Source organism: Dyadobacter arcticus, assembly GCF_011762185.1.
Classification (GTDB): Bacteria; Bacteroidota; Bacteroidia; order Cytophagales; family Spirosomataceae; genus Dyadobacter; species Dyadobacter arcticus.
Genome location: NZ_JAASQJ010000003.1, coordinates 196,248 through 217,871, shown reverse-complemented (window position 1 = coordinate 217,871; position 21,624 = coordinate 196,248). Strand labels below are relative to the sequence as shown.

Annotated in this window: 15 protein-coding genes; 5 read left to right on the top strand and 10 right to left on the bottom strand. The window is 45.2% G+C overall.

All coding sequences use genetic code 11. From position 1 onward, the window contains the following. Nucleotides 1-42 precede the first annotated feature (42 nt). From FHS68_RS14355 to FHS68_RS14330, 6 genes are all read right to left on the bottom strand, one after another. A complete protein-coding gene (locus tag FHS68_RS14355; protein ID WP_167271283.1) occupies nucleotides 43-4,074 on the bottom strand; it encodes a hybrid sensor histidine kinase/response regulator transcription factor in 4,032 nt (1,343 codons plus the stop codon). A 125-nt stretch (nucleotides 4,075-4,199) separates the two neighbouring features. Next, nucleotides 4,200-5,108 (bottom strand): ribokinase, encoded by a 909-nt coding sequence (rbsK, locus tag FHS68_RS14350; RefSeq protein WP_167271281.1) that lies wholly within the window; start codon nucleotides 5,106-5,108, stop codon nucleotides 4,200-4,202. Nucleotides 5,109-5,127: 19 nt separating this feature from the next. Further along, entirely contained in the window at nucleotides 5,128-5,298 is a 171-nt protein-coding gene (locus FHS68_RS14345; protein ID WP_167271279.1) for a hypothetical protein, read from the bottom strand. Between the two features lie 131 nt (nucleotides 5,299-5,429). Beyond that, nucleotides 5,430-5,843, bottom strand: coding sequence for a hypothetical protein (locus FHS68_RS14340; protein WP_310588565.1), 414 nt, complete (start codon nucleotides 5,841-5,843; stop codon nucleotides 5,430-5,432). Nucleotides 5,844-6,031: 188 nt separating this feature from the next. Continuing rightward, nucleotides 6,032-7,912 carry a RagB/SusD family nutrient uptake outer membrane protein gene (locus tag FHS68_RS14335; RefSeq protein WP_167271277.1) on the bottom strand — a complete coding sequence of 627 codons (1,881 nt, stop codon included), beginning with the start codon at nucleotides 7,910-7,912 and terminating at the stop codon, nucleotides 6,032-6,034. A 9-nt stretch (nucleotides 7,913-7,921) separates the two neighbouring features. Further along, nucleotides 7,922-11,077 carry a SusC/RagA family TonB-linked outer membrane protein gene (locus tag FHS68_RS14330; RefSeq protein WP_229211908.1) on the bottom strand — a complete coding sequence of 1,052 codons (3,156 nt, stop codon included), beginning with the start codon at nucleotides 11,075-11,077 and terminating at the stop codon, nucleotides 7,922-7,924. Nucleotides 11,078-11,527: 450 nt separating this feature from the next. Between FHS68_RS14330 and FHS68_RS14325 the strand changes: the two genes are divergently transcribed. From FHS68_RS14325 to FHS68_RS14305, 5 genes are all read left to right on the top strand, one after another. Further along, nucleotides 11,528-11,674: a hypothetical protein gene (locus FHS68_RS14325; RefSeq protein WP_167271273.1), complete on the top strand. Its 147-nt coding sequence runs from the start codon at nucleotides 11,528-11,530 to the stop codon at nucleotides 11,672-11,674. A gap of 30 nt (nucleotides 11,675-11,704) precedes the next feature. Then, nucleotides 11,705-13,906 carry an alpha-amylase family glycosyl hydrolase gene (locus FHS68_RS14320; RefSeq protein WP_229211965.1) on the top strand — a complete coding sequence of 734 codons (2,202 nt, stop codon included), beginning with the start codon at nucleotides 11,705-11,707 and terminating at the stop codon, nucleotides 13,904-13,906. 105 nt (nucleotides 13,907-14,011) lie between these two features. Continuing rightward, nucleotides 14,012-15,472, top strand: coding sequence for a tail fiber domain-containing protein (locus FHS68_RS14315; RefSeq protein ID WP_167271269.1), 1,461 nt, complete (start codon nucleotides 14,012-14,014; stop codon nucleotides 15,470-15,472). A 64-nt stretch (nucleotides 15,473-15,536) separates the two neighbouring features. Continuing rightward, a complete protein-coding gene (locus FHS68_RS14310) occupies nucleotides 15,537-17,054 on the top strand; it encodes a tail fiber domain-containing protein (RefSeq protein WP_167271267.1) in 1,518 nt (505 codons plus the stop codon). After that, nucleotides 17,051-17,746 (top strand): T9SS type A sorting domain-containing protein, encoded by a 696-nt coding sequence (locus FHS68_RS14305; RefSeq protein WP_208408320.1) that lies wholly within the window; start codon nucleotides 17,051-17,053, stop codon nucleotides 17,744-17,746. Before FHS68_RS14310 ends, FHS68_RS14305 begins: the two co-directional genes overlap by 4 nt. Before the next feature lie 17 nt (nucleotides 17,747-17,763). Here FHS68_RS14305 and FHS68_RS14300 read toward each other — a convergent pair whose 3' ends face one another. Genes FHS68_RS14300 through FHS68_RS14285 form a run of 4 tightly spaced genes read right to left on the bottom strand, consistent with a single transcriptional unit; the run spans nucleotide 17,764 to nucleotide 21,523 of the window. Next, nucleotides 17,764-18,549 (bottom strand): SDR family NAD(P)-dependent oxidoreductase, encoded by a 786-nt coding sequence (locus FHS68_RS14300; RefSeq protein ID WP_167271266.1) that lies wholly within the window; start codon nucleotides 18,547-18,549, stop codon nucleotides 17,764-17,766. Nucleotides 18,550-18,553: 4 nt separating this feature from the next. Continuing rightward, a complete protein-coding gene (locus FHS68_RS14295) occupies nucleotides 18,554-19,414 on the bottom strand; it encodes an alpha/beta hydrolase (RefSeq protein WP_167271264.1) in 861 nt (286 codons plus the stop codon). A 32-nt stretch (nucleotides 19,415-19,446) separates the two neighbouring features. Beyond that, the gene (locus FHS68_RS14290; protein WP_167271262.1) at nucleotides 19,447-20,826 is read right to left on the bottom strand and encodes a Gfo/Idh/MocA family protein; all 1,380 of its coding nucleotides are present in this window, start codon (nucleotides 20,824-20,826) and stop codon (nucleotides 19,447-19,449) included. 58 nt (nucleotides 20,827-20,884) lie between these two features. Continuing rightward, nucleotides 20,885-21,523 (bottom strand): 3-keto-disaccharide hydrolase, encoded by a 639-nt coding sequence (locus FHS68_RS14285; RefSeq protein WP_167271260.1) that lies wholly within the window; start codon nucleotides 21,521-21,523, stop codon nucleotides 20,885-20,887. Between the last annotated feature and the right edge of the window lie 101 nt (nucleotides 21,524-21,624).

Below are 21,624 nucleotides of genomic sequence, written 5' to 3'. Positions count from 1 at the left end.
TTCAATGGTATTAATTCTGTTTCAAATGCTGTAAATTATGTTTCACGCAAATTCATTGGGAGTCACATGATAAAACTCCCGAAAACATTTGGAGAAATAGGAAGCACTGTCAAAACCGGTCTTATACGCTGTTTCCGAACTATTATACCCTTGTTTGAGAAATTGGGCGGCGCGTTTCAGGCGGTAATTGCGGAGTATATCTCCGGGTGCAATACCTGTGAGTGTTTTTACTTTCCGATGAAGACTTGTCCGGCTCATGCTTACCTGCTCCGCAAGTTCTTCCACGCCAAATGACGTGTCATCAAGCCTTTCTTCAATGATACGATACAGCTTTTTTATAAAGATATCTTGCAGGGAAACTGCATCAACAGGGTTAGCCAAAGCCGGTTGATCAGGGTTACTGACTTTTAGCCGGAGCTGGTTTCTCATTCTCCGCTGTCTTTCGAGCAGGTTACCAACTCTCAATTGCAATTCCTGAATGTGAAAAGGTTTAGTCAGGTAATCGTCGGCACCGATGCCCAGTCCTTCCATCCGATCATTAAAGGAGGATCTGGCGGTGAGCAAAATGATGGGAATATGGTTTGTCCGTTCGTCTTTTTTCAGCTTGCCACAAAATTCAAATCCATCCATAACTGGCATTAAAACATCGCTGAGCACCAAATCAGGCACATTCTGAATGGCTTGCTTTAATCCTTCCGCTCCATTGGACGCATAGATGATCGTATGATTCCCAGCCAGGCTGTCACCAATAAATTCTGCCAGTTCAGCATTGTCTTCAACCAGCAGAATCGTCGCAGCCTCTTCTTCCGGTTCACCTTTAAAGTTCTTCTCAATCGAATCCGGCGTCCAGAAATCTTGCACACCACCGTGCGTGACGAAATTCGGACTGGCTTCACTCATGCTCCCGGCATCCGCCTTGCGATAAGGCAGCGTAATCTGGAAAACAGTTCGCCAGCGCGAACCTTCCATTGGACTTTTCACAAAAAGCGTCCCTTTCTGCAATTCCACCATTTCCTTAACAATGGATAACCCGATACCAGACCCTGCCGCAAGTTGTCCGTTGTTGATTGGGTCGTCAGCCTGATAGAACCGGTCATAGATATACGGTAACTTTTCGGGCGGAATTCCGATACCTGTGTCACAAACTTCCAGATAAACCCCACTCTCTCCCCGGCTTTCGAGTGTTAGCTGAACTTCGCCATCATTGGGCGTAAATTTGATAGCATTGGAAAGCAGATTGGACACAATCTGTTCCAGCTTGTCGGGATCAAACCAATAATTGCCCATATCAGGGTCTTTTCTGAGCACCAGGAGAATGCCTTTTGCTTCCGCCTCGTGCGTGAATGACGATAGCAGATCTTCCAGAAACCGGCCCGGATCTCCAAGTGCCTCGTTGATTTTGAGGTTGCCCGATTCTAGTTTCGACAAATCCAGCAATTGGTTGATCAGCCGCAGCAGTTGGTTAGCATTCCGTTCAATGGCAGAAAGCCAGCGTTGTTGTTCAGGCCCATTCAATGTAGGTTTTAGGCGTTGGGCGGGGGTCAATATCAAGGTAAGCGGTGTCCTGAACTCGTGCGTGATGTTGGAGAAAAATTTGGTTTTTAATGTATCCAATTCTTTCAGCTGTCCGGCTTCACGATCTTTCTGCATGATTTCCTGCCTGAGCCGCTCCCGATTGGCCAAATATTGTGAATAAACCCAAAAGATGCCCGCTAACACACATGCATAGAAACAGTAAGCCCACCAGCTAAGCCAGAACGGCGATTTGATTTGTAATTCCAACTTCCGAACATTCGAGCTCCATTGCCCCGTCGTGTTAGATGAATTAATTCGAAGCAAATAGTTTCCCGGCGGCAACTTAGTAAAACTCGCCACAGGTGTATTGTCGGATACAATCCAGTCATTATCGTAACCTTCCAGCTTGTAGCGGTACCTCAGCCGTTTTGGACTGTTGAATTCCAGTCCTGCAAATTCGAAAGCCAGGGAATTCTGGTCGTAAGGAAGGGTCAGCTTTTTCAATTGATTCAGTTGTCCTGTCCGTATTTCCGCATGTTGGTCTGCATTGACATTGTTAATTTTTAGGTTCGTAAAGGCGACTTCCGGATGATAGGTATCCGCTTTCATGGCATTGGGATCAAAAATAGTCCAGCCCTCCGTCCCTCCAAAAGCAAGTCTTCCGTCGGGCAATTTCAAATGGTGAAAACGATTGAATTCATCCCCGGGCAAGCCATCGTCACTCAGGAATGTTTGAATTTTATGGGTTACCGGATGAAAGCGGCACAAGCCCTTGTTGGTACTCAACCACAGATAGCCGGATTTATCAGTCAGAATGGAGTAAATGGTGTTATCTGGTAAGCCCTCTCGCATCGTAAAAACTTTGGTCTGCAATTTCTTCCTGTCTAAAAGAATAAGGCCGTTGTAAGAACCCATCCACAGAAGATCCGGGCGCGTTGGATCGGCTGTCATACCCAGTAATAAATCCTCCGGAATGATGCTGGGATGTGTTTTTTGGGTTAAATGGATAACCTGCTTATTATTTCGATTAACAATCAGCAAGCCGTGCCCATTGGCAGTTGTCAGGAATAACTTGTCTTTATCCGCGAAGATATCCACCATATTTAATGCTGCCCCAACCTTTTTCACCAGAACCGCGGCGTCCAGAAACACCACCCATTTTTTTGCAGAAGCATCAAAATACCGGATGAATCCGCCGTCACTAACCGTCCACAAAATGCCGTCAGGCGCAAAGGAAATCCCCCGGATACCCAATGGCATATTGCTGTCAGTGCTGATGTCGGGAATCTTTGGGAGCAAGACGATTTTCTTTGAAGCCTCATCATAGTAACCAACCTTATTCCGCAAACCGATCCAAAGTCTGCCCCGTACATCATAAGTGGATCTCACCAGATAACCGGACCCTATGAAATTCTGGGCGTCAAACGGCCAGCCCGAAATGGCAGAAAGTGAAAGCCTCAACTCCTTTTGAACAACATCTTCATGAAATGCATGCTGGTAATGTTTCGATTCGAACAGCGGCGTTGCCAAATCGATCTGGTGAACCCCGGCGGCATTGGTACCCAGCCATATAAGTCCGGAACGATCTACCAAAAACGCCGGCGTTTCCCAATGCTTTGGGTTATCAATTTCCCCAACCTCCTCAATCCCCGATTGGTCACTGTAACGAAAAACACTGCCGTTTATCTCGAAATACTCAGTTCCTTCTGGCCCGGTTTGTACCGATCGTATCCCAACTCTTGGTTTTGTCGGCAGCGGCTTATTTCTTAATGTTCCTGTTTTTGGATTGTAAAAGATCAACCTGTTCCTGTCGCCGAACATGATCTCACCACTACTGCGTTCGAACAAACCAACCATCTCTGCATCGGAATCAACAAATCGGTTAAAATCCAATGCATGAGGGATTCTGATAGATTTGAAATGGTTTTGAGCCTGATCGAAAAAACTTAATGCGACTTCATCCAATACCCAGATGCGATGCCGTTTATCTTCCATCATCGCGCGGATCGTATCGCTTGCCATATCCTGCCGCGCTTTGCTGAAATGTAAAATGCGATTGGCCTTAAAGTCATATTTCAGAATTCCATCCCCTCTTTTCACTACCCACATATTTCCCTCAAAATCCCCTAACCATCCTCGGCGGACGAGTTTTAACGGGTGGTTGTTGTATAGAGGTTTTGCGGTTTGCCTGGTAATTTTTTCGTCTCCGGGATCCATTACATCGATCTGCCCCGACCCATGTTCTATCCAAATATTGTTATTGACATCCCGCGCCATTGAAATGATCACATTGGAACTGATCGTTGCAGAATCATTCTGATCATTCCGGAAAACCTTGAAGCGAATGCCGTCATATCTCGCCACACCATTCAGCGTCCCAATCCATACAAAACCATCGGCGTCCTGAACAAATCCGGAGACAAAAGACTGGGGCAGACCATCCCGGATACTGATGATCCTGATCGGCTTTTTGACGGATTGGGCACTCCCATCCCACAAAACCGATAACATGATCAGGGTCAGGCTGGTAATGTGTTGAATAGAGGATTTGAGTCGCATATGTCAATGTCAAGCCTTAACAAAGCAACGGCAATTTAAATATTTTCTTGATCTGGATGATGTAGATTACACAGAAGCAGGTGTCACCAGAAAGGCAAAAAGACTTTTTCGCTTATAGCTCGCCATTATCGATTGAAATAGTCCGCAATTTCTTTTTTAGTCGGCGCTGAACTTTGTGCTCCCATGCGCGTAATGCTTACCGCCGCCGCTTTACTTGCAAAAATTGCCGCCTCTTCCAATGTATTTCCCTCTGAAATAGATAAAGCAATTGCACCATTATAACAATCCCCTGCCCCAGTGGAGTCTGCTTGTATAACTCTGGTAGCCTTGATAAACTGGCTTTTCTCTCTGGTTTTGAAAAATGCGCCCATGACTCCCAATGTAATGATCACATTTTTACAACCATAGTTGAATAGCTGATCTGCCGCTTGTCTAATAGACTTTTTATCAACGAACTCAATGCCGGTCAGCATTTGCATCTCCGTTTCGTTCGGCGTGATCAGATACAAATGTTGATAAATTTCCTTAGGTAAAACCCGCGCAGGAGCCGGGTTCAATATGACTTTAGCGCCTTTATTTGATGCGTATTTCACAGCAAATACGACGGTTGCAAGGGGAATTTCTAATTGGATAAGCAGGATATCTTCGGATGTTATGTTTTCCAAGGCAGGAATAACATGTTCTGTCAAAAGGGCATTATTTGCTCCTGGTGCTACGCTGATCGCGTTTTCACCGTTGACATCCACATTAATCAATGCAACACCCGAGGGTAGTGTCGGATCGGTCGTTACAAAATCTGTATTGATATTTTCATTCCTGAATTGATGTAATGCAGCGTTCCCAAATAAATCGTCCCCTACCCTGCAAACAAAAGTAACATTACCTCCTAACCTCGCTGCACTCACCGCCTGATTCGCCCCTTTACCTCCCGGATTCATGAGAAACTCTCCTCCAATAATGGTTTCTCCCTTTGCAGGTAACCTTTCGGATTTAACAACCATATCGGTATTGGAACTTCCGACTACATAAATCATGCTGATGTTAATGCTCTTTTTAGCGAAGCCGGGCCGAATAGAGCGGCTTCATAATTCTTGGCCTTTTGCCGGATTTAACCGTTCTGGTTGTGTCGATTTTAGTAGAAAAAGGGTTTGTATTCTCAAAGCTACCGGATATTTCGATTGTATCTTTGTATTGGGTGTAGCTATTGTTATGCGTCGATTCCATGATAATGCTGATGATATTTTAGAATTTGTTTTTCTAATCATAATCTAAAAATCATACCAGAATTAATCGTTAGGGTATAAAAAAGCCGGAAAATTTTCCGGCTTTTCACACTAATTTAGGATTGCTCAACTTTATCCTACATTTTTTCCATTTTTATCAAGTTTCACCCTGGCGTTTTCTTTGCCATTTCCAACCTGTAATTCATAGTATTCTGGTTTATCGCCTTCTTTCACTAAAAAAGCCTTGTTAACTGTCCAACCTGAGAATTCTTCTCCTTTAATGGTTTTTTTAATTCCTTCTGGCAAATCTTCCGGTTTCACAGCAACCTTTTCTTCCTTACCCGCCTTTTCCTCTTTCGATGGTTTTACAGGCGGCTCCTGAGTTGTTGGATCTTGGGTGACTGCCTCTTTTTGTGTTGTTTCTGGCTGCGCAGTTTGAGCCTGAACAGAGGCGAAAGAGATAAGTGTCAAGGCTACTGCCGATATTATTAGCTTTTTCATAATCTTTGTTTTTAACATTTTATTGTTTGACTCTTGTGCAATCACGTTGTTGGTTTAATAACTACCAAGATTATTCCAAAATTAACAATATACTGTAAATCAAATACTTAAATAAACTCTATAAGTGTGGTAGTGTTTATCGAAATCCCCGATTTGTGGGACTTTGCCAGCAATTTCAACAAAAAAACCGCTCTGATCAGGAGCGGTTTTTAAACACCAAGGCATTTTGGAACTTACTTATCGTAACCTGGATTTTGGATCAATTTCGCATTCCGGTTAATCTCGTCGCGACTGAATGGTCGGAAATACATTTTGTCCACCCACGTCCGATTTTCATGCGATTTTTCTTCCACAGGTGTGTAGGTATAATCGTAAATCGTAGGATCGTAATGATACGGCTCGCGCATCGACTTACCTGGCTTGAATTTACCAATTACGGTAATGTATTGAAGTGGCCTTCCCAATGTTGTGGGTGCGATCATCCATCGACGGGCATCGTGGTAACGCTGCTCTTCATAAGCCATTTCAACCCTTTTTTCATGACGAAATGCCTCTTTTAAGGCAGCGCCCGTAGCCTTCACAGCCGGCATACCTGCACGGAAACGGACCTTGTTTAGCCATTGCAGCGCAACGGCATCTTGTCCCAATTCAATGCTTGCTTCAATATAATTGAAGACATTCTCAGTAGTCCGGAGGAATGGCCATGGGATGTTCTGACGATCCGTATTGTCGTACAATGCCGGGTTTGGATCGATGAACTTGCGCATGTAGTATCCTGTGCGGCTGCCATTCCAATCTTCAATTGAACTACTGCGGGTATCCAATCCTTTTCGGTTAACGAGTGCTCCTTTGTCATCTAACAGGTCATAAGAACCGGTCTGGATCTGATTGGCAGGATCCTTTGCATCTGAAGGACGTGGTTTCCAGTTGGCACCGTCATACATAATTGTCGCATAAAAGCGAGGGTCACGGTTTACATACGGACTCGCTTTTTGAGCCGGATTGGTCCATTTGAATGCAGTACCATCCATCATTTGGTAATCGTCCACCAAAAGACCGATCGGTGTATTTCCAGCCCAGTTGTGATAGCCATTCGGACCGTTGTTCAACCCCGTCTGACGCGCGCCTTCACCTAAACTTGCTGTGAAAAACCGTCCAAAAATGATTTCGTTCGCAGCAGAAGCATCCAGTGTTTTGTCAGCACTTGCACCAGCCATTGCCATAGAGATATAGTTGGTCTTCCCTTGTTCAGCAGTCACCGGAGCAGTCAGATTTAACTTATAGCCACCATCTGTTGCATCCAATGCAGCTTTTGAAGCAACTTGTGCAGCCAGCCAACGCGCTGTTCTGTCGCCAGAAATATATCCCAGAAATTCAGGATTTGGAAACCCAGCGATGACAGTTGACTTGGCTTTTGCAGTAGGAATGTCATGCAGGTCGCTGGCGGCATAAACCAATACCCTCGACTTTAATGACAATGCAGCGGCTTCGGTTGCGCGGCCTTTCACTGCCGTTTTACCTTTCAGCAACATGGCAGAACTATCCAAGTCCATCGTAATACGCGCAATGTTCTCCTCATAAGTATTACGCGCCACTGAATAATCCTCATTCAACGCATACACATTTGTAATAATAGGTACAGAACCATAATAGCGCACCAATTGCTGATAATAGTAAGCCCGCAAGAAGTAAGCTTCTCCCATCAGACGGGCTTTCAAAGTTTCGTCAGCGAAAGTGGCAGTTTTCAGGTTCGCAATTGCCTGGTTTGTAGCCCGGATCCTCGTATACATCGGTCCCCATCCATAGGTATCATCTACCCAACCAAGGTTTGAAGGACTTAAACTGCCTTCATTGACGGTATTAATGTTCCTTCCTGTATGGGTAAACACCGCTTCATCAGTGAGGGACGCAAGCATTTGCTCGCTAAATCCACCCTGCTGAAGACCAGCATAAATCCCGGTAACAAAGCCTTCAGACAATGCTCCGTCCTTCCAAACTTCCTCCGCGGGAATTTCTGTCGGAGGCGTTACATCCAGAAATTCCGTGTCGCATGCTACCAGGCCAACTGAGCCCAGCGCAGCAAAAAATAGCAAATATTTATAATTGAGTTTCATTGTTGATTCTTAAAAAGTTACACGTACACCTGCATTAAGCACTCGCGACTGTGGATAATATTGTCCGCTTGTTGAAGTCGCTTCCGGGTCCCATATCTTGATCTTGTCGATGGTGAACAGGTTAAGCCCATTTACATAGACCCGAAGGTTACCCAAACCTATTTTGCTGCCGATCTCGGAAGGCAGGTTATATCCCAATTCAATATTTTTCAGACGCACATAATTGTTGCTTCTTAAAAAATACGTATTGGCACCGGCATTATCGAAATTGGTATAATAAGTATTATTTCTATTAGCAAGCCTTGGCTCGGTTGAGCTTGGATTGTCAATTGTCCAGCGGTGATCGTAGGCATATTTTAGGTAATTACCAATGTCCCCGGATTCAGTCTGACCAATGTATTGAAGACCTCCTAATGTTCCCTGGAATAAAATCGACAAGTCAAAAGCCTTATACCCAAGGTTGAAGGACGCGCCTCCGGTAAATTGCGGACGGTTGGTTTTTTCAGACCGCATTTTATCATCTGCCGTAATTTTCATATCTCCATTCACATCCTTGAACTTCATATCTCCCGGACGGATCGAACCGGTGATACCGCTGTAATCCAATGGATTGGAATCAACTTCGGCCTGGTCTCTGAAAACTCCGTCATACTGGTAAGCCAGGAATGAGTTGTAAGGCATTCCGGTTGTTTGCTGGTAAGATGGTGCGCCAGGCGTCTCATCCCAGTACTTGATCTTATTTTTGGCATAACCACCGTTCACGCTGACCGAATAGGTGAAATCGTCCGAGCTGCCATCGTAGCTCAGTTTGAACTCCCATCCTTTGTTTTGCAGCTTACCCAGGTTTTGAGGGGGAAGCTTGCCATCGATACCCGCGCTGGAAGGCGTTGAGCCAATTTTTGGGATAAGGATATTGGAACGGTTATTCACGAAGTAATCGAATTCAAATGCGACCCTATCATTGAACAATGTTCCCTCGATACCCACATTGGTGTTGTTGGCAACCTCCCAGGTAAAGGCTTTGTTAGCAACCCTGGTTTCCAGCAAAGTTTTGGCTACCTGGTCATTGATTACATAGGAACCAAAGCCCATTGTTTCCAGATATTGGTACTCAGCAAGGGTTTCTGTTCCCAGGAAATAAGGTTCAGCACCCATTTGTCCCCACGAACCGCGAATTTTCACATTGTTCATGAAGTTGATATTTCCCTTCCAGAAATCCTCTTCGGAAATACGCCATCCCGCAGAAACCCCAGGGAAGAAACCGAAACGACCGTCTTTTGGAAACACATAAGATCCATCTACGCGCCACAGAAACTCAGCCAGGTATTTTTCTTTGTAATTGTAACCAGCCCTTCCGAAGTAACTCAAACGCGCACGTCTGAAAAGATCGAAATTGTCTATATTCTGCTCGGCTGTACCACCTGCAAACAATTGGTCAACCACCGGCGAGATGAAATAGCGGCGGTAGGCCAGGAAACCATCAGCTTCCACTTTCTCACGCTGGATACCAGCCATTACGTTGAAATTGTGCGAGTTAATGTGTTTTTCATACGAAACCTGACCCGTCAACTGGATAGAAAGTTCTTGTGATGAACTCTCCGTCAAACGTGGATCGCTGAAAGTAGAACGCACCGTTCCTGTCAGGAAAGGCGATGTTCCGTCTGCTTCAAAAGTCTTCTTATCCCAAAAATAAAGCGTCCAAGGTTTCTGGAAGGATTTCTGACGGCGCAATTGCTTATCGATCGCAGCCATGGCAGTTACTTTCAGGCCTTCAACACCGGGAATCAAAATGTCCAATGATGCATTGGTTTGGATGTAGTCCCTTTTATCGTGGTTATAACCGGTTGTATTGGTAGTGATAACCGCAGGGTTTTGTCCGTTTTCAATATCAGGTCCCGGACGTCCGTCTGGCCAGATGGCGATTTCAGTTGGTTTTCCGCGCATTAGCATCCGGAAAATGTCCCCTGCTCCACCGCCATTTGGAAAACGACGGAATTCTTCACGCAATGTCAGACCCAGATTAGCGCTCACATACTTATTGATCTTTGTATCCAAATTGATACGCATATCATATTGCTTGTAACCCGTTGCTGAATTCACATAATTACCATCCTGGTTGATGTGGCCAAGAGAAGCGAGGTACTTAATGTTGTCGCTACCGCCCGTTAGTTGCAGGTTATGACGTTGCTGCGGCGACCAATTCCTGATCACCGACCCATACCAGTCTGTGTTAGGGTGAAGAAGCGGATCGGAGCCATCCCCGAATTTTTTAATGTCATCAGGCGTAAAAACCGCGCTGAGTACATTGCCATTATCCGTTCTTGTGTAGGCTCCATTGGTATTGAAACCTTGCAACGCGCCAGACCATTGGCCTACGGGTAAGTTATCATAAATCTGCAATTCATTCCGAATGGTCGCATATTCCGATGCATTGGACATCTGAGGTGTGCGAGTAGGTTGTGCGATACCCATATTGATATCATACGACAACTGCGGCTTACCGGTTTTTCCTCTTTTGGTAGTGATCAGAATAACCCCGTTTCCAGCGCGTGAACCGTAAATGGCAGCCGCAGCATCTTTCAAGACCGAGATACTCTCAATGTCGGCTGGATTCAAACGATCCAAACCACCGCTCCTGTTTGGAACTCCATCCACTACAATAAGTGCATTGCTGTTACCCAGCGAGTTGGTACCGCGGATACGGATCGCTGAACCATCGTAACCAGGTTCACCGCTTCCCTGAACCGTAGAAACACCCGGTAACCGTCCACCCAATGTATTGGAAAGGTTGGTAGCCGGTGCTTTTGCTAATTCTGCCCCTTTTACGGCCGTAACCGCACCGGTGAGCGTCGCTTTTTTGGCGGTACCATAACCTACAACAACTACTTCTTCAAGTGCTTTTGTATCGGTCAACATCTTCACATCCAGGCTCGTTCTGCCTCCCAATGGTATTTCCTGCGTAATATAACCGATAAAAGAAATGACAAGTGTTGCTGCACTTGGTGCATTCACCGTGTAATTCCCTTCCAGGTCCGTTACTGTACCAACTGAGGTACCTTTCACAACAATACTCACTCCAGGCAATCCTTGCGCCTGCTCATCATTGATTTTTCCCTTTACCGGCACATCCTGAGCAGATGCAGCGGTTATGACCATGGTAGCCATTAATAGGGAATAAAAGCACCGGCATAGGCTCCGGCCCCTCGTTCTTCTAGAAATTCTCATAGGTTAAAGTATAATTGGTAGATAGTTAAACTCGTGTCGGTTTTACACATTTTAATTCAACAAAACATTGCAAATATCCTACTCCGCAAAGACCGTAATGATCCCTGTTGAAGTCAAGATGTGATGTTGGAGGAGTTTATGTAAGGACTACTAGTGATCGGATTGCCTAACTCGTAGGGCGTCATTGTAACCGCTAGACAAAAAGATATTAAAATATTTACAAAACCAAGCAATCTTCCTATCGGACTATGTTTTCTTCGAAAATAACCATGAGTTACATAACGTATATTGACCGTTGGATAACCCAGATCACCACAGGATAATCGGCTATTAATATTTTTGATCGGAGTATTTTATTTCAAAAATGTTCCACGCCTAATCTTATCTCCAATGATCAAAACACTACTGTCGGCACTTTTAATCTGTTTCTTTTTTAATAGTCTCAAGGCACAAAATCCCTGGAATGGCAAGATTGTTCTTCAGGGTTTCTATTGGGATTACAACAATTCCAACTACGTCAATTCCTGGGCCAATTAACTTACCGAGCTCTCGCCCCGGCTCCGCAATCTGGGCATAGATCATGTCTGGATACCTCCTACCATCAAAAATGCAAGCACAAGCAAGGTTGGCTATTCGCCTTTCGATCCTTACGATCTGGGCGATAAATTTCAAAAAGGTTCTGTCACAACAAGAGTTGGGACCAAGGATGATTTGCTCCGAATGATAGCCGTCATGCATGCGAATGGATTAGGCGTTATACAAGATGTGGTACTCAACCATGCCAGCGATGCAGGCGCTTTGAATGGAGAAGGCGGCCAGGATCCGGAGCCCGTTTATTCCATGGCAAATGAAAGTGGCTATAAGAATTTTCGATACGTTTCATACACGACTCCTGCAACAGATGAAACCGCGCAGAACTATCTGGCCCGTTCGGGACGATGGTCGAAGAATTACCAGAATTTTCATCCCAATCAATGGACCAACAGCACGTCGGGTAACTGGGCCATGGGTGGCTGGGGGCCGGATTTTAGTTATGAAGATGGTAATTCTTACGGCCTAAGCACCAATGCTACCTACAATCCGCCTCAATATTTGAATTACAATGTTACGGAAGCACGCAAATGGATGATCTGGCTGAAAAAGCAGACGGGCGTGGATGGATTCAGATGGGATGCTGTCAAGCATTTTCCGCATTGGGTGGTGCAGGATCTGAGCTGGAATGTGAAATACAAGGCTGGCTGGGCCAATGGCGGCGCCAATATGTTTAATGTAGGTGAATATGTGGGAAGTGCGGGGGAAATGGACCAATACATTAACGACGTCAAGTTCAGCAATGGCGGTTCGGAAGATCTGGCAGGCACATTTGATTTCTCATTGAGAGGCGGGCTGTACGGGATTATTAGCAGCGGCGGCAATTACAATCTTGGAGATATTCCTGGAATGCAGCAAGGTAATCGCTACCGCACCGTGCCTTTTGTGAATAATCACGATACATTCAGGCCTGCCACTTTCGACGCAAACGGGGATTACGTTACCTGGAACACTGGCGACGAACTTGCGGCACACATCAACCCGGATGATGGTCGGATTCAGGTTGCTTATGCCATTGCAATGGCTGTCGACGGTTCGCCGCAGATATTTTTTGAAGACCTGTTCGATATGTCCACCACAACACGTGACAATCACCTCCCGACTTCTTTAACCGACTTACCTGTACGGGATTACCTCGCAAACTTAATGTGGTGCCATCAAAAACTAAGTTTCAAAGCAGGTGCTTATAAAGTGAGATGGCAGGCGCAGGATGCATTGGTGATCGAGCGGTCGGCCAAGGCTATAATAGCGGTTAATGATAACTGGACAATCGGCCAGACGGTAACCGTTCAGACTGATTTTGGAAACAACGTACAGCTGCACGATTATTCGGGCGCCAATTCAAATGATGTTTGGACTGATAACACGGGGAAGGTGACGCTTTGGATACCCCCTTGCGATGGCTCCAATGTGCGGAGAGGCTATTGCGTATTCGGTCCGGCCGGGATTTCAGGAGGCTTTGCACCCGCTGCCATTCCAACTACGCAGGAATGGGAAATGGCTGACGATCTGGGTGATTCAAATCCGAAATCTTTAAAACAAGGAGGCGCCATTCCGGATTTTGGGGCCTGGTTCAATCCCAGAACGGTGGGCAGAATTTATGCTGAGGCAGGCAAAAACATTCATTTAGACCTCTATCCTACGAAAACCGCAAAAGCTACCAAACTTACGCTGGCTATTTACAAGGAAGATGGAACTACGCTGTTGGCAAAAACTACCGGTGCGGGAAATTTGATCATAGACCATGTTCCCAATGAAAATAACTATTACGTCATTAAAGCCTGGAATGAGCAATTCAACTCAAAAGGCCAGAATGTTTACGTAAAAGCAACGTACACTGCCCCTCAGATACTGACCGATTTGAAAGCGCCGACAAAAAGAATGACGGCTACTCGCGAAGAGGGTGTAGAGGAAAAGGAAACCGGCCTAAATGTATCTTCTCATCCCAATCCCGCAAATTCGGAGACCCGGTTTGTGTTAAGCCTGCCGGAAGACATGCCCGTAAAGCTGGAAATACTTGACATGCAAGGCAGGTCTGTGAGTGTCGTCACGGATGGTAACTATTCCAAAGGCAAACACACGTTTCAATTCAATGCAAAGCCGCTACCATCAGGCATTTTCATCTATCAGCTGGTAACGCCCCAGAAAACTTTAACAGGTAAGCTCATTAAGAAATAAGCATTTCTTATACCGCTTATTCATTGTATCTGCCGGAGGATAAACGATTTCTATCCTCCGGCCCCTCTGGTCTATCTTTAGAATTCTAATAAATTCAAAACAGACATGAGATCATCAATATTTGCTGCTTTTTTTGTATTCGCAGCCTTTCTATCCAGCGCCCAGGCGCCCCAGCAATTCAGTTTCCAAGGCGTGGCACGGGATGCTGAAGGCAGAGCGATTTCCAATGCTACGATTGGATTGAGGTTGACAATTCACAGCACCACAACCATCGGCCCAATGGTTTATCAGGAAACACACAACGCTTCTACGAGCCAGGGCGGAGTTTTTACAGTAGCTGTTGGCGCAGGAACTACGCAAAATGGCATTTTCAAAAATATCGACTGGAAATCTGAATTTCATTATCTACAGGTTGAATTAGATCCAGGAGGTGGAACTAACTATGTAAATCTTGGCTCATCTCAACTTTTAAGTGTTCCCTATGCGCTACATGCGTCCGAAGCAGGCAGGTGGAAAAATATGGATCCAATTATCCAAACAGGAGTAATCGACGAAGGGGGCGTATTGCCAGCGCAATCATTTTCTACCTATACTGGTCCCAAATTAATTTGGTATCCGAGAAAAGCAATATTAAGAGCGGGTTACATTGATAATAACAATTGGGATATAGGCAAAATAGGCTTCAGCTCCGCCGCATTCGGGCAGAATACTCTTGCTTCAGGTGTTGCCTCCTTTGCAACTGGCGTTGAAAGTGAAGCAATCGGGAATTCGGCTGTAGCGATGGGTGAAAAGGTAATATCAAAAGCCTCATACTCCATGTCAATAGGGAGTTATAATGATACTGAGGATCAACCAAGTCTGTCTAATCTACAATCAACAGACAGAGTTTTTCAAATAGGCATTGGCACTTTTGGTGCAAGATCGAACGCCCTGACAATGCTTAGGAATGGTAATCTGGGATTAGGAAAAAGCGTTTTGGTACCCCAGTTTGTCCTGGACGTAGGCGGACGTATTCGTATCCGTCGCAATAACGAATCTGCCGGACTTTGGTTAAATAATTCTCAACAAGAGGCAAAGACTTTCATTGGGATGAAAGTTGACAACGAGGTTGGTTTTTATCTAGGCGATGACTGGAAATTTTTGGTTAATGCAACGGGCGAGGGTCGCCTAAACGGATCATTGATCCAGACGTCCGACCGCAGACTGAAAAAAGACTTTTCTACACTCAGCAACAGCCTAAGCAAAGTCAATCAGATTCAGGGTTATCACTTCATTTGGAAAGACCCTAAGATGGATCAATCAATTCAAACTGGTTTTATCGCCCAGGAAGTCGAAACCATCTTCCCTGAACTCGTTAAAACAGATGAAAAAGGCTTCAAATCTGTCAATTACATTGGCTTCATCCCGCATCTGATCGAATCGGTTAAAGATTTGAAAAAGGAAAATGACGAATTGCGGAAATCGGTTTCGCAATTGTCAGCCCTGGAAGCAAGAGTAAATACCTTAACAGAAATGTTGCAAACGCTTGCCGCAAAGCAGGAAGCAACGTCAATGCAGACAAAATGATGCTGGTACCTGCGTCAGCTAATTCAAACACACTTATCTTAAATTCAATAACTACACACCATTCATGAGATCATTTATTAAAATTTTTCTTTTTGTAACTCTGGCACTATCGGGTTACGCACAGGCGCCGCAAAAGTTTAGCTTTCAGGGAGTGGCGAAGGATGCTGCTGGCAAAGCGGTTGCGAATGCGAATATCGGTTTAAGATTTTCCATCATTCAGCATGCAGATGACAATGTTGTGGTTTATCAGGAAACTCAAAACACGACGACTTCCAGTTCAGGGGTTTTTACAGTATTGGTGGGAGCAGGTTCAGTTAAAAGTGGTTCATTCAACATCAGCTGGGATATATACGAACACTCTTTGAAAGTTGAATTGGATGCAACTGGCGGAACCAATTATGTTGATCTTGGGCTGACAAAGATGTCAAGCGTCCCTTACGCCCTATTCGCAGGCGAGGCAGACAGGTGGAAAAACAATACACCAATAATCCAGACCGGCGACGACGATCAGGGCGGTTTTCTTCCGCAGCTTGATCCAGGGAACATGCTTATCTGGTATCCTCGAAAGGGAGCTTTTAAAGTTGGTCGTAACTTACCTTTCAATACTGCCTGGGAGGACAATAAAACCGGAAAATATTCTGCTTCTTTCGGACTCAATTCGGAATCTTCCGGATTGTCATCCACTTCGATAGGATCCAACAATGTAGCCAGCGGCAAGTCCTCCTTTTCAGCAGGCGACAACACATTTGCCAAAGCACAATCCTCCACTTCCATCGGACAGTTCAATAACAAAGATGATAATCCGAGCAATACGCCCATATTTTTCGATCGTATTTTTCAAATTGGCAATGGTTCCAGCGAGGCCAACCGCTCCAATGCACTTACAGTTTTAAGAAGCGGAAAAATTGGGATTGGTGATAATGTATTGGCTCCTGAATTCATCCTGGACATAGGCAGCCGCCCAAGAATCCGTCATAATGAAAACACAACTGCCGGAGTTCTTCTCGACGATTTCAATAATATCGCCTCAGCATTTATGGGTATGAAATCAAACACCGAGATCGGTTTTTACCACAACGGTAAATGGTCATTCTGGGTAGATGGGCAGGGTAACGCGCATATAGCATCCGGTATTCTCTCAACGTCGGACAAAAGGCTCAAAAGAAACATTACGCCCCTGAGCAACACCCTTGCCAAACTGACCGAACTGAATGGTTACCGTTATTTCTGGAAGGACGGCACCCTTGACCAATCCATTCAAACAGGCGTGATCGCCCAGGAAGTGGAAGCTTTATTTCCTGACTTGGTCAAAACGGATGAGCAAGGGTTCAAATCAGTCAACTATAATGGGTTGATTCCGCATTTGATTGAGTCGGTTAAAGAGTTGAATGCTTCTTTGAATGCTTTGCAATCTGATAAAAATAGACTGAAATCAGAAAATAAAGCATTGAAAGCACAGGCGTCTCAAATAACCGCCATGCAGCAGGAAATGAGCCAGTTAAAAGATTCTTTACATAGCATAGAAGCCAGTTTGAAAGCAACTTCAAACGGCGTATCGGCAAAAACTTCATCAGGAAAATGAAACAGATCACACTAATAATCCTCTGTACGATGATGTATTGTACAAAGCTTTACGCCCAACAAGTCATTCCGTCGGGCATTTATGGTGCCGCCTATTCAGGAACAGTTGGCAATCTTTCAGTCAATTGGGTAATTGGAACGTTAACCCCAACCGATATGTCGGTGCTGCCTGTTCGGCTGATCAGTTTCAAAGGTCATCTTCGTAGCAACGGCAATGCCGAACTTGAATGGAAAACCGCGGAGGAAAGCAGTAATAAAGGTTTCGAAATACAAAAATCCATTGACGGCAAACATTTTGAACAAATAGGCTGGGTAGATGGGGCAGGCGATTATCAGGGCGAGAAAAGCTATCATTTTACCGATAACAACCTTCAAACCACCAGCTACTATCGTTTGAAACAGGTTGATTACGATGGAGAATTTACGATCAGCCGGATTGTGAGTGTCATTCCTGAAAATGAAAGTCTGGATCGTTTTTCAGCATTTCCAAATCCTTCACATGACGGGGTAATCAATCTTACGCTGCCGGATCATGCCATCTCACTCACATTGTCAGACAAGCGGGGCTCGGTGATTCAAAAACAGGAAAATCCTGCGGCCAGTCAAAAGCTGAAACTGCCAGAAGCGGGATTCTATCTGCTGCGTATACAGACAGCAGTTGGAGAGAGGACATTGAAATTGATGCGGGATTAATGCTAAGATCATGCGGCTCAATGAGCCGTCCAGCCGCCGTCAACAGTCAGTACCGAACCTACCATATAGCTTGCCGCATCGCTGGCCAGAAAAATCGCGGCTCCCTGAATTTCACGGAGCTGCGCCCAGCGTTTCAATGCAGTTGCACCCAGGATGATATCCCTTGCTTCGTCGCTATCAGCAATGGGAATGTTCATTTCAGTTAAAAAAGGCCCGGGACAAATGGCATTGACATTGATATTAAAAGGCGCCAATTCCATCCCCAATGCTCTCGTCATCTGGACGATCGCCCCTTTGCTGGCCGTATAAGGTGTTCGGTTTGCCAAACCAACCAGTCCAAGCGTACTGCCCAAATTAATAATCCGCCCACTTTTTTGTGCCTTCATAAAAGGCGTAACGGCACGTGACGAAAGCCAGGTGCCGTTTACATTGGTATCCATTACTTTATTGAAATCCTCCGGAGAAATTTCGTCGATCGGCCCTCTGATATTTATTCCTGCGCTGTTGATCAAAATGTCAATTTTCCCAAAAGTGTCCATCGCAAACTGGGCCATCGCCTGCGTTTGTGACAAACTGGTAATGTCCGCGGCAAACGAAACCGCCTTCTGTTTGTATAAACCTTCAAGCGCTGCCGCACTGTGCATTCCTTCATCAGCATTGCGGCTCACCAGTATTACATTCGCACCGGCAGAAGCCAGCCCAGCCGCCATTGCATATCCAAGACCTTTTGAGCCGCCCGTAATGATAGCCACTCTGCCAGTCAGATCAAATTGCTTTATTCCGGGTAGTTCCTCTTTGGTCATGCCCTTAGTATTGATGAAATGCCTGGGATACAAATTGTAAGACCGTCGGCAACGATTCTCGCCAGTATGTCCAGTTATGCGCACCTTCCCTGATCCTGAACTCATGCGGAATTTCTTTTTTTCGCAAAGCAATGTGAACCAGACTGTTGCCTTCAAATAAAAAATCATCATCGCCGCAATCAATATACCAGCGCACGGCCTTTTTATCGGCATCCGGCATATTGTTGACCAATGCTAACGCACTGTGGCGGTTATAATATTTGGTTACCGTCGAATCGGCGATGTCCGGATTGTCGCGGACAAGGTTCTTTTTAGCATCTTCCACAGTAATAGGTCCAGTTGAAGCACTTAACGGACATGCTGATGAAAATAATTCCGGATGGTGCAATGCGTACATAAAACTACCGCCGCCACCCATGGATAATCCTGCCACAGCGCGGTAGCGTTTCTCTGCTTTAATGCGAAATTTCTTTTCAACAAAAGGCATCAATTCCTGGAAAAAGAAATCTTCATACGGCCAGTCTCCCTTCACATCATTGAAATATCCTCTCCTACCTGTATCGGCATCCGGCATGACAATGATCATGGGTGTTGAAGTGCCTTCGCGAATGGCCTTGTCGGCAATGTTGAGCACTTCCCCAAACTGCACCCAGCCCGTGTGGTTATCTCCCGCGCCGTGTAACAGATACAGCACCGGATAACTCCGCTCCGAAGTTGCATAATCAGGTGGCAAATAAATCGCAAATTTCCTTTCGGATTTCAAAAGTTTGGAAGGAAGTGACAGATTGTCAAGCACTTTGCCTGTTTGCGCAAAGCTGCAAACAGAACAAAAAAAGAGAAGAGCGGCAAATTTCAGAATACGCATAAGTGATGATTAGTTGACGGGAATGTGGGTGATTATTTCTTTTTAAGCTTCATTTCTACCGGGTCCCAATTGACGATCTTTTTCTCGAAATAACTTTTATTGCAAGCAAGTACCGGAGCGGCAGCCCTAAAAGCAAAAATCGGGTCTTCGATGGTTCCTAGGCTTCCTTTTTTGACATTATCGAAAAAATCCCGGAAGTGATTGGCATCCGCGTCGTCGCCCTTGGGCGCTTCAAACTTAATTTCCTTTACAGGCTCTACTCTCCGGGTATCTTCCGGGTACTGTGCGTCATATTGGATCTTAAATTCCTTCTGCTGACTCTCCGAAAATGTGTTGTAGCTATCGTAACCGGCAAAACCAGGCGCTTTGGGCAGTTTTTTCTTATTCAGAACAAGGTTATTTTGGGTAAATTCGATCTGCCCCTCAGTCCCTACAATTCGGGTGTTATTTTTGATAGAACCTGCATTGGCAAAATTCACCCGCAACACCATTTGAAATTTCGAATGAAGGTCAGTCTTCGGGTAATCCAGGATCGATACCAGCACGTCGGGAACATCGCGACCGTCTTTCCAATAGCTGAGCTCGCCAGAAGACAGGATACGTTCCGGCCCAAGCGAACCGGTTACGAAATGCACCCCGGTAATTAAGTGTACAAATAAATCGCCAGCGACGCCTGTTCCATAATCACGGTAGTTTCGCCACCGGAAAAACCGTTTGGAGTCAAAAGGGACTTTGGGAGCGTCGCCCAGGAATGTATCCCAGTCCAAGGTGTCGACCGACGCGTCCGTGGGAATGGAATAATTCCATGCGCCGATCGAGTTAAACCTGTCATTGTTCGATTCCACAAAATTGATTTCACCGATCTCGCCAGCCTGTACCAGTTTTTTCGCTTCCTTATAGGACGCAGAACTGACGGACTGACTTCCTACCTGCATCGTTTTGCCCGCTTTTTTCCAGGCGTCAATCACTGAATGTCCTTCGTCAATGTGATGGACCATCGGTTTTTCGCAGTACACATTCTTTCCGGCTTTCAATGCAGCTTTGGTGATATGGTCATGCCAATGGTCGGGCGTGACGATCAGCACGGCATCAATATCCTTCCGATCCAGAATTTGCCGGTAATCTCTTGTAGTGAAAATATCTTTTCCATAAACCTCTTTTACCCTGGTTAGTCTGCCGTCATAAAGATCCGCCGCTGCTACAAATTCGGCTTCCGGCGTACTCCGGATTGCGGATCTGGTATCACTATTTCCCTGAATCCCCATTCCAATGGTCGCAAAACGAATTTTGTCATTGGGGCTGATTTTTTTGAGGTCTTTAATGATATTGAAAGGCTTCGCAATGCCGTTGGTGGCCAGTAAGGCTGACGCAGCTGTAACGTTTTTTAAAAAATTCCGGCGGGTCGGGTGCATATTGAAATTTAAAAAAGTGTAAGAAACAATAATAGTTAACTCATTTTATATGAACGCTCTACAATTCCTCAATAAAAACATCTTTATAAAATACTTTGGCCTTTCCACCTCCATGTATCTGAAAACCGATAATTCCCTTTTGCGGAACGGATTTGTCAGTCTCCGTATAATCCACCGTTTGCTTTCCATTCAAAAATATTTGAATGTGCCCGTTATCGCTGCGGACTTCATAATCATTCCATTCATTGCGTTTCAGAATTTTCTCAATCGTTACCGAGTCCGGAGCAATAAGGGTTTTGTTTCGTCGAGACTCATCATAAAGACTCGCCCAGTATTTATCACCCAAGTCGGCCTGGTAGCCGATCATTTCGTAAGCCGGGTCCTTCGCCCTGACGCTATGAAATTGAACACCAGTATTGATAAAACCCTCATTACCAGTAAGTTTAAATTTTAATTTCAAATTAAAATTGGAATAGATTTTCCTGGTGCAAAGAAAATCATTGTGCGGGACGGTCTCGGTTAAGGATCCACCAGCCAGTGCACCGTCTTCTATTTTCCACATTTTTACAGTATCTCCCTCCCAGCCATTGAATGTTTTACCATCAAAGAGTCTTACCGGCTTTCCTTTGGGTAGATCAATAAAACTCATTAATGCCAGAACAGCGGCTGCCAGGAGATATAATGGTTTGTTTCTCATATGGATCGTAGTTTTGCTGATTTGGTTTCAGATTTTTCTGTTCTCTCAAAAGCGTAAAAGGCAATGGCTTTACTATTCGTTAAGGCGTATCCAGTCTGCAT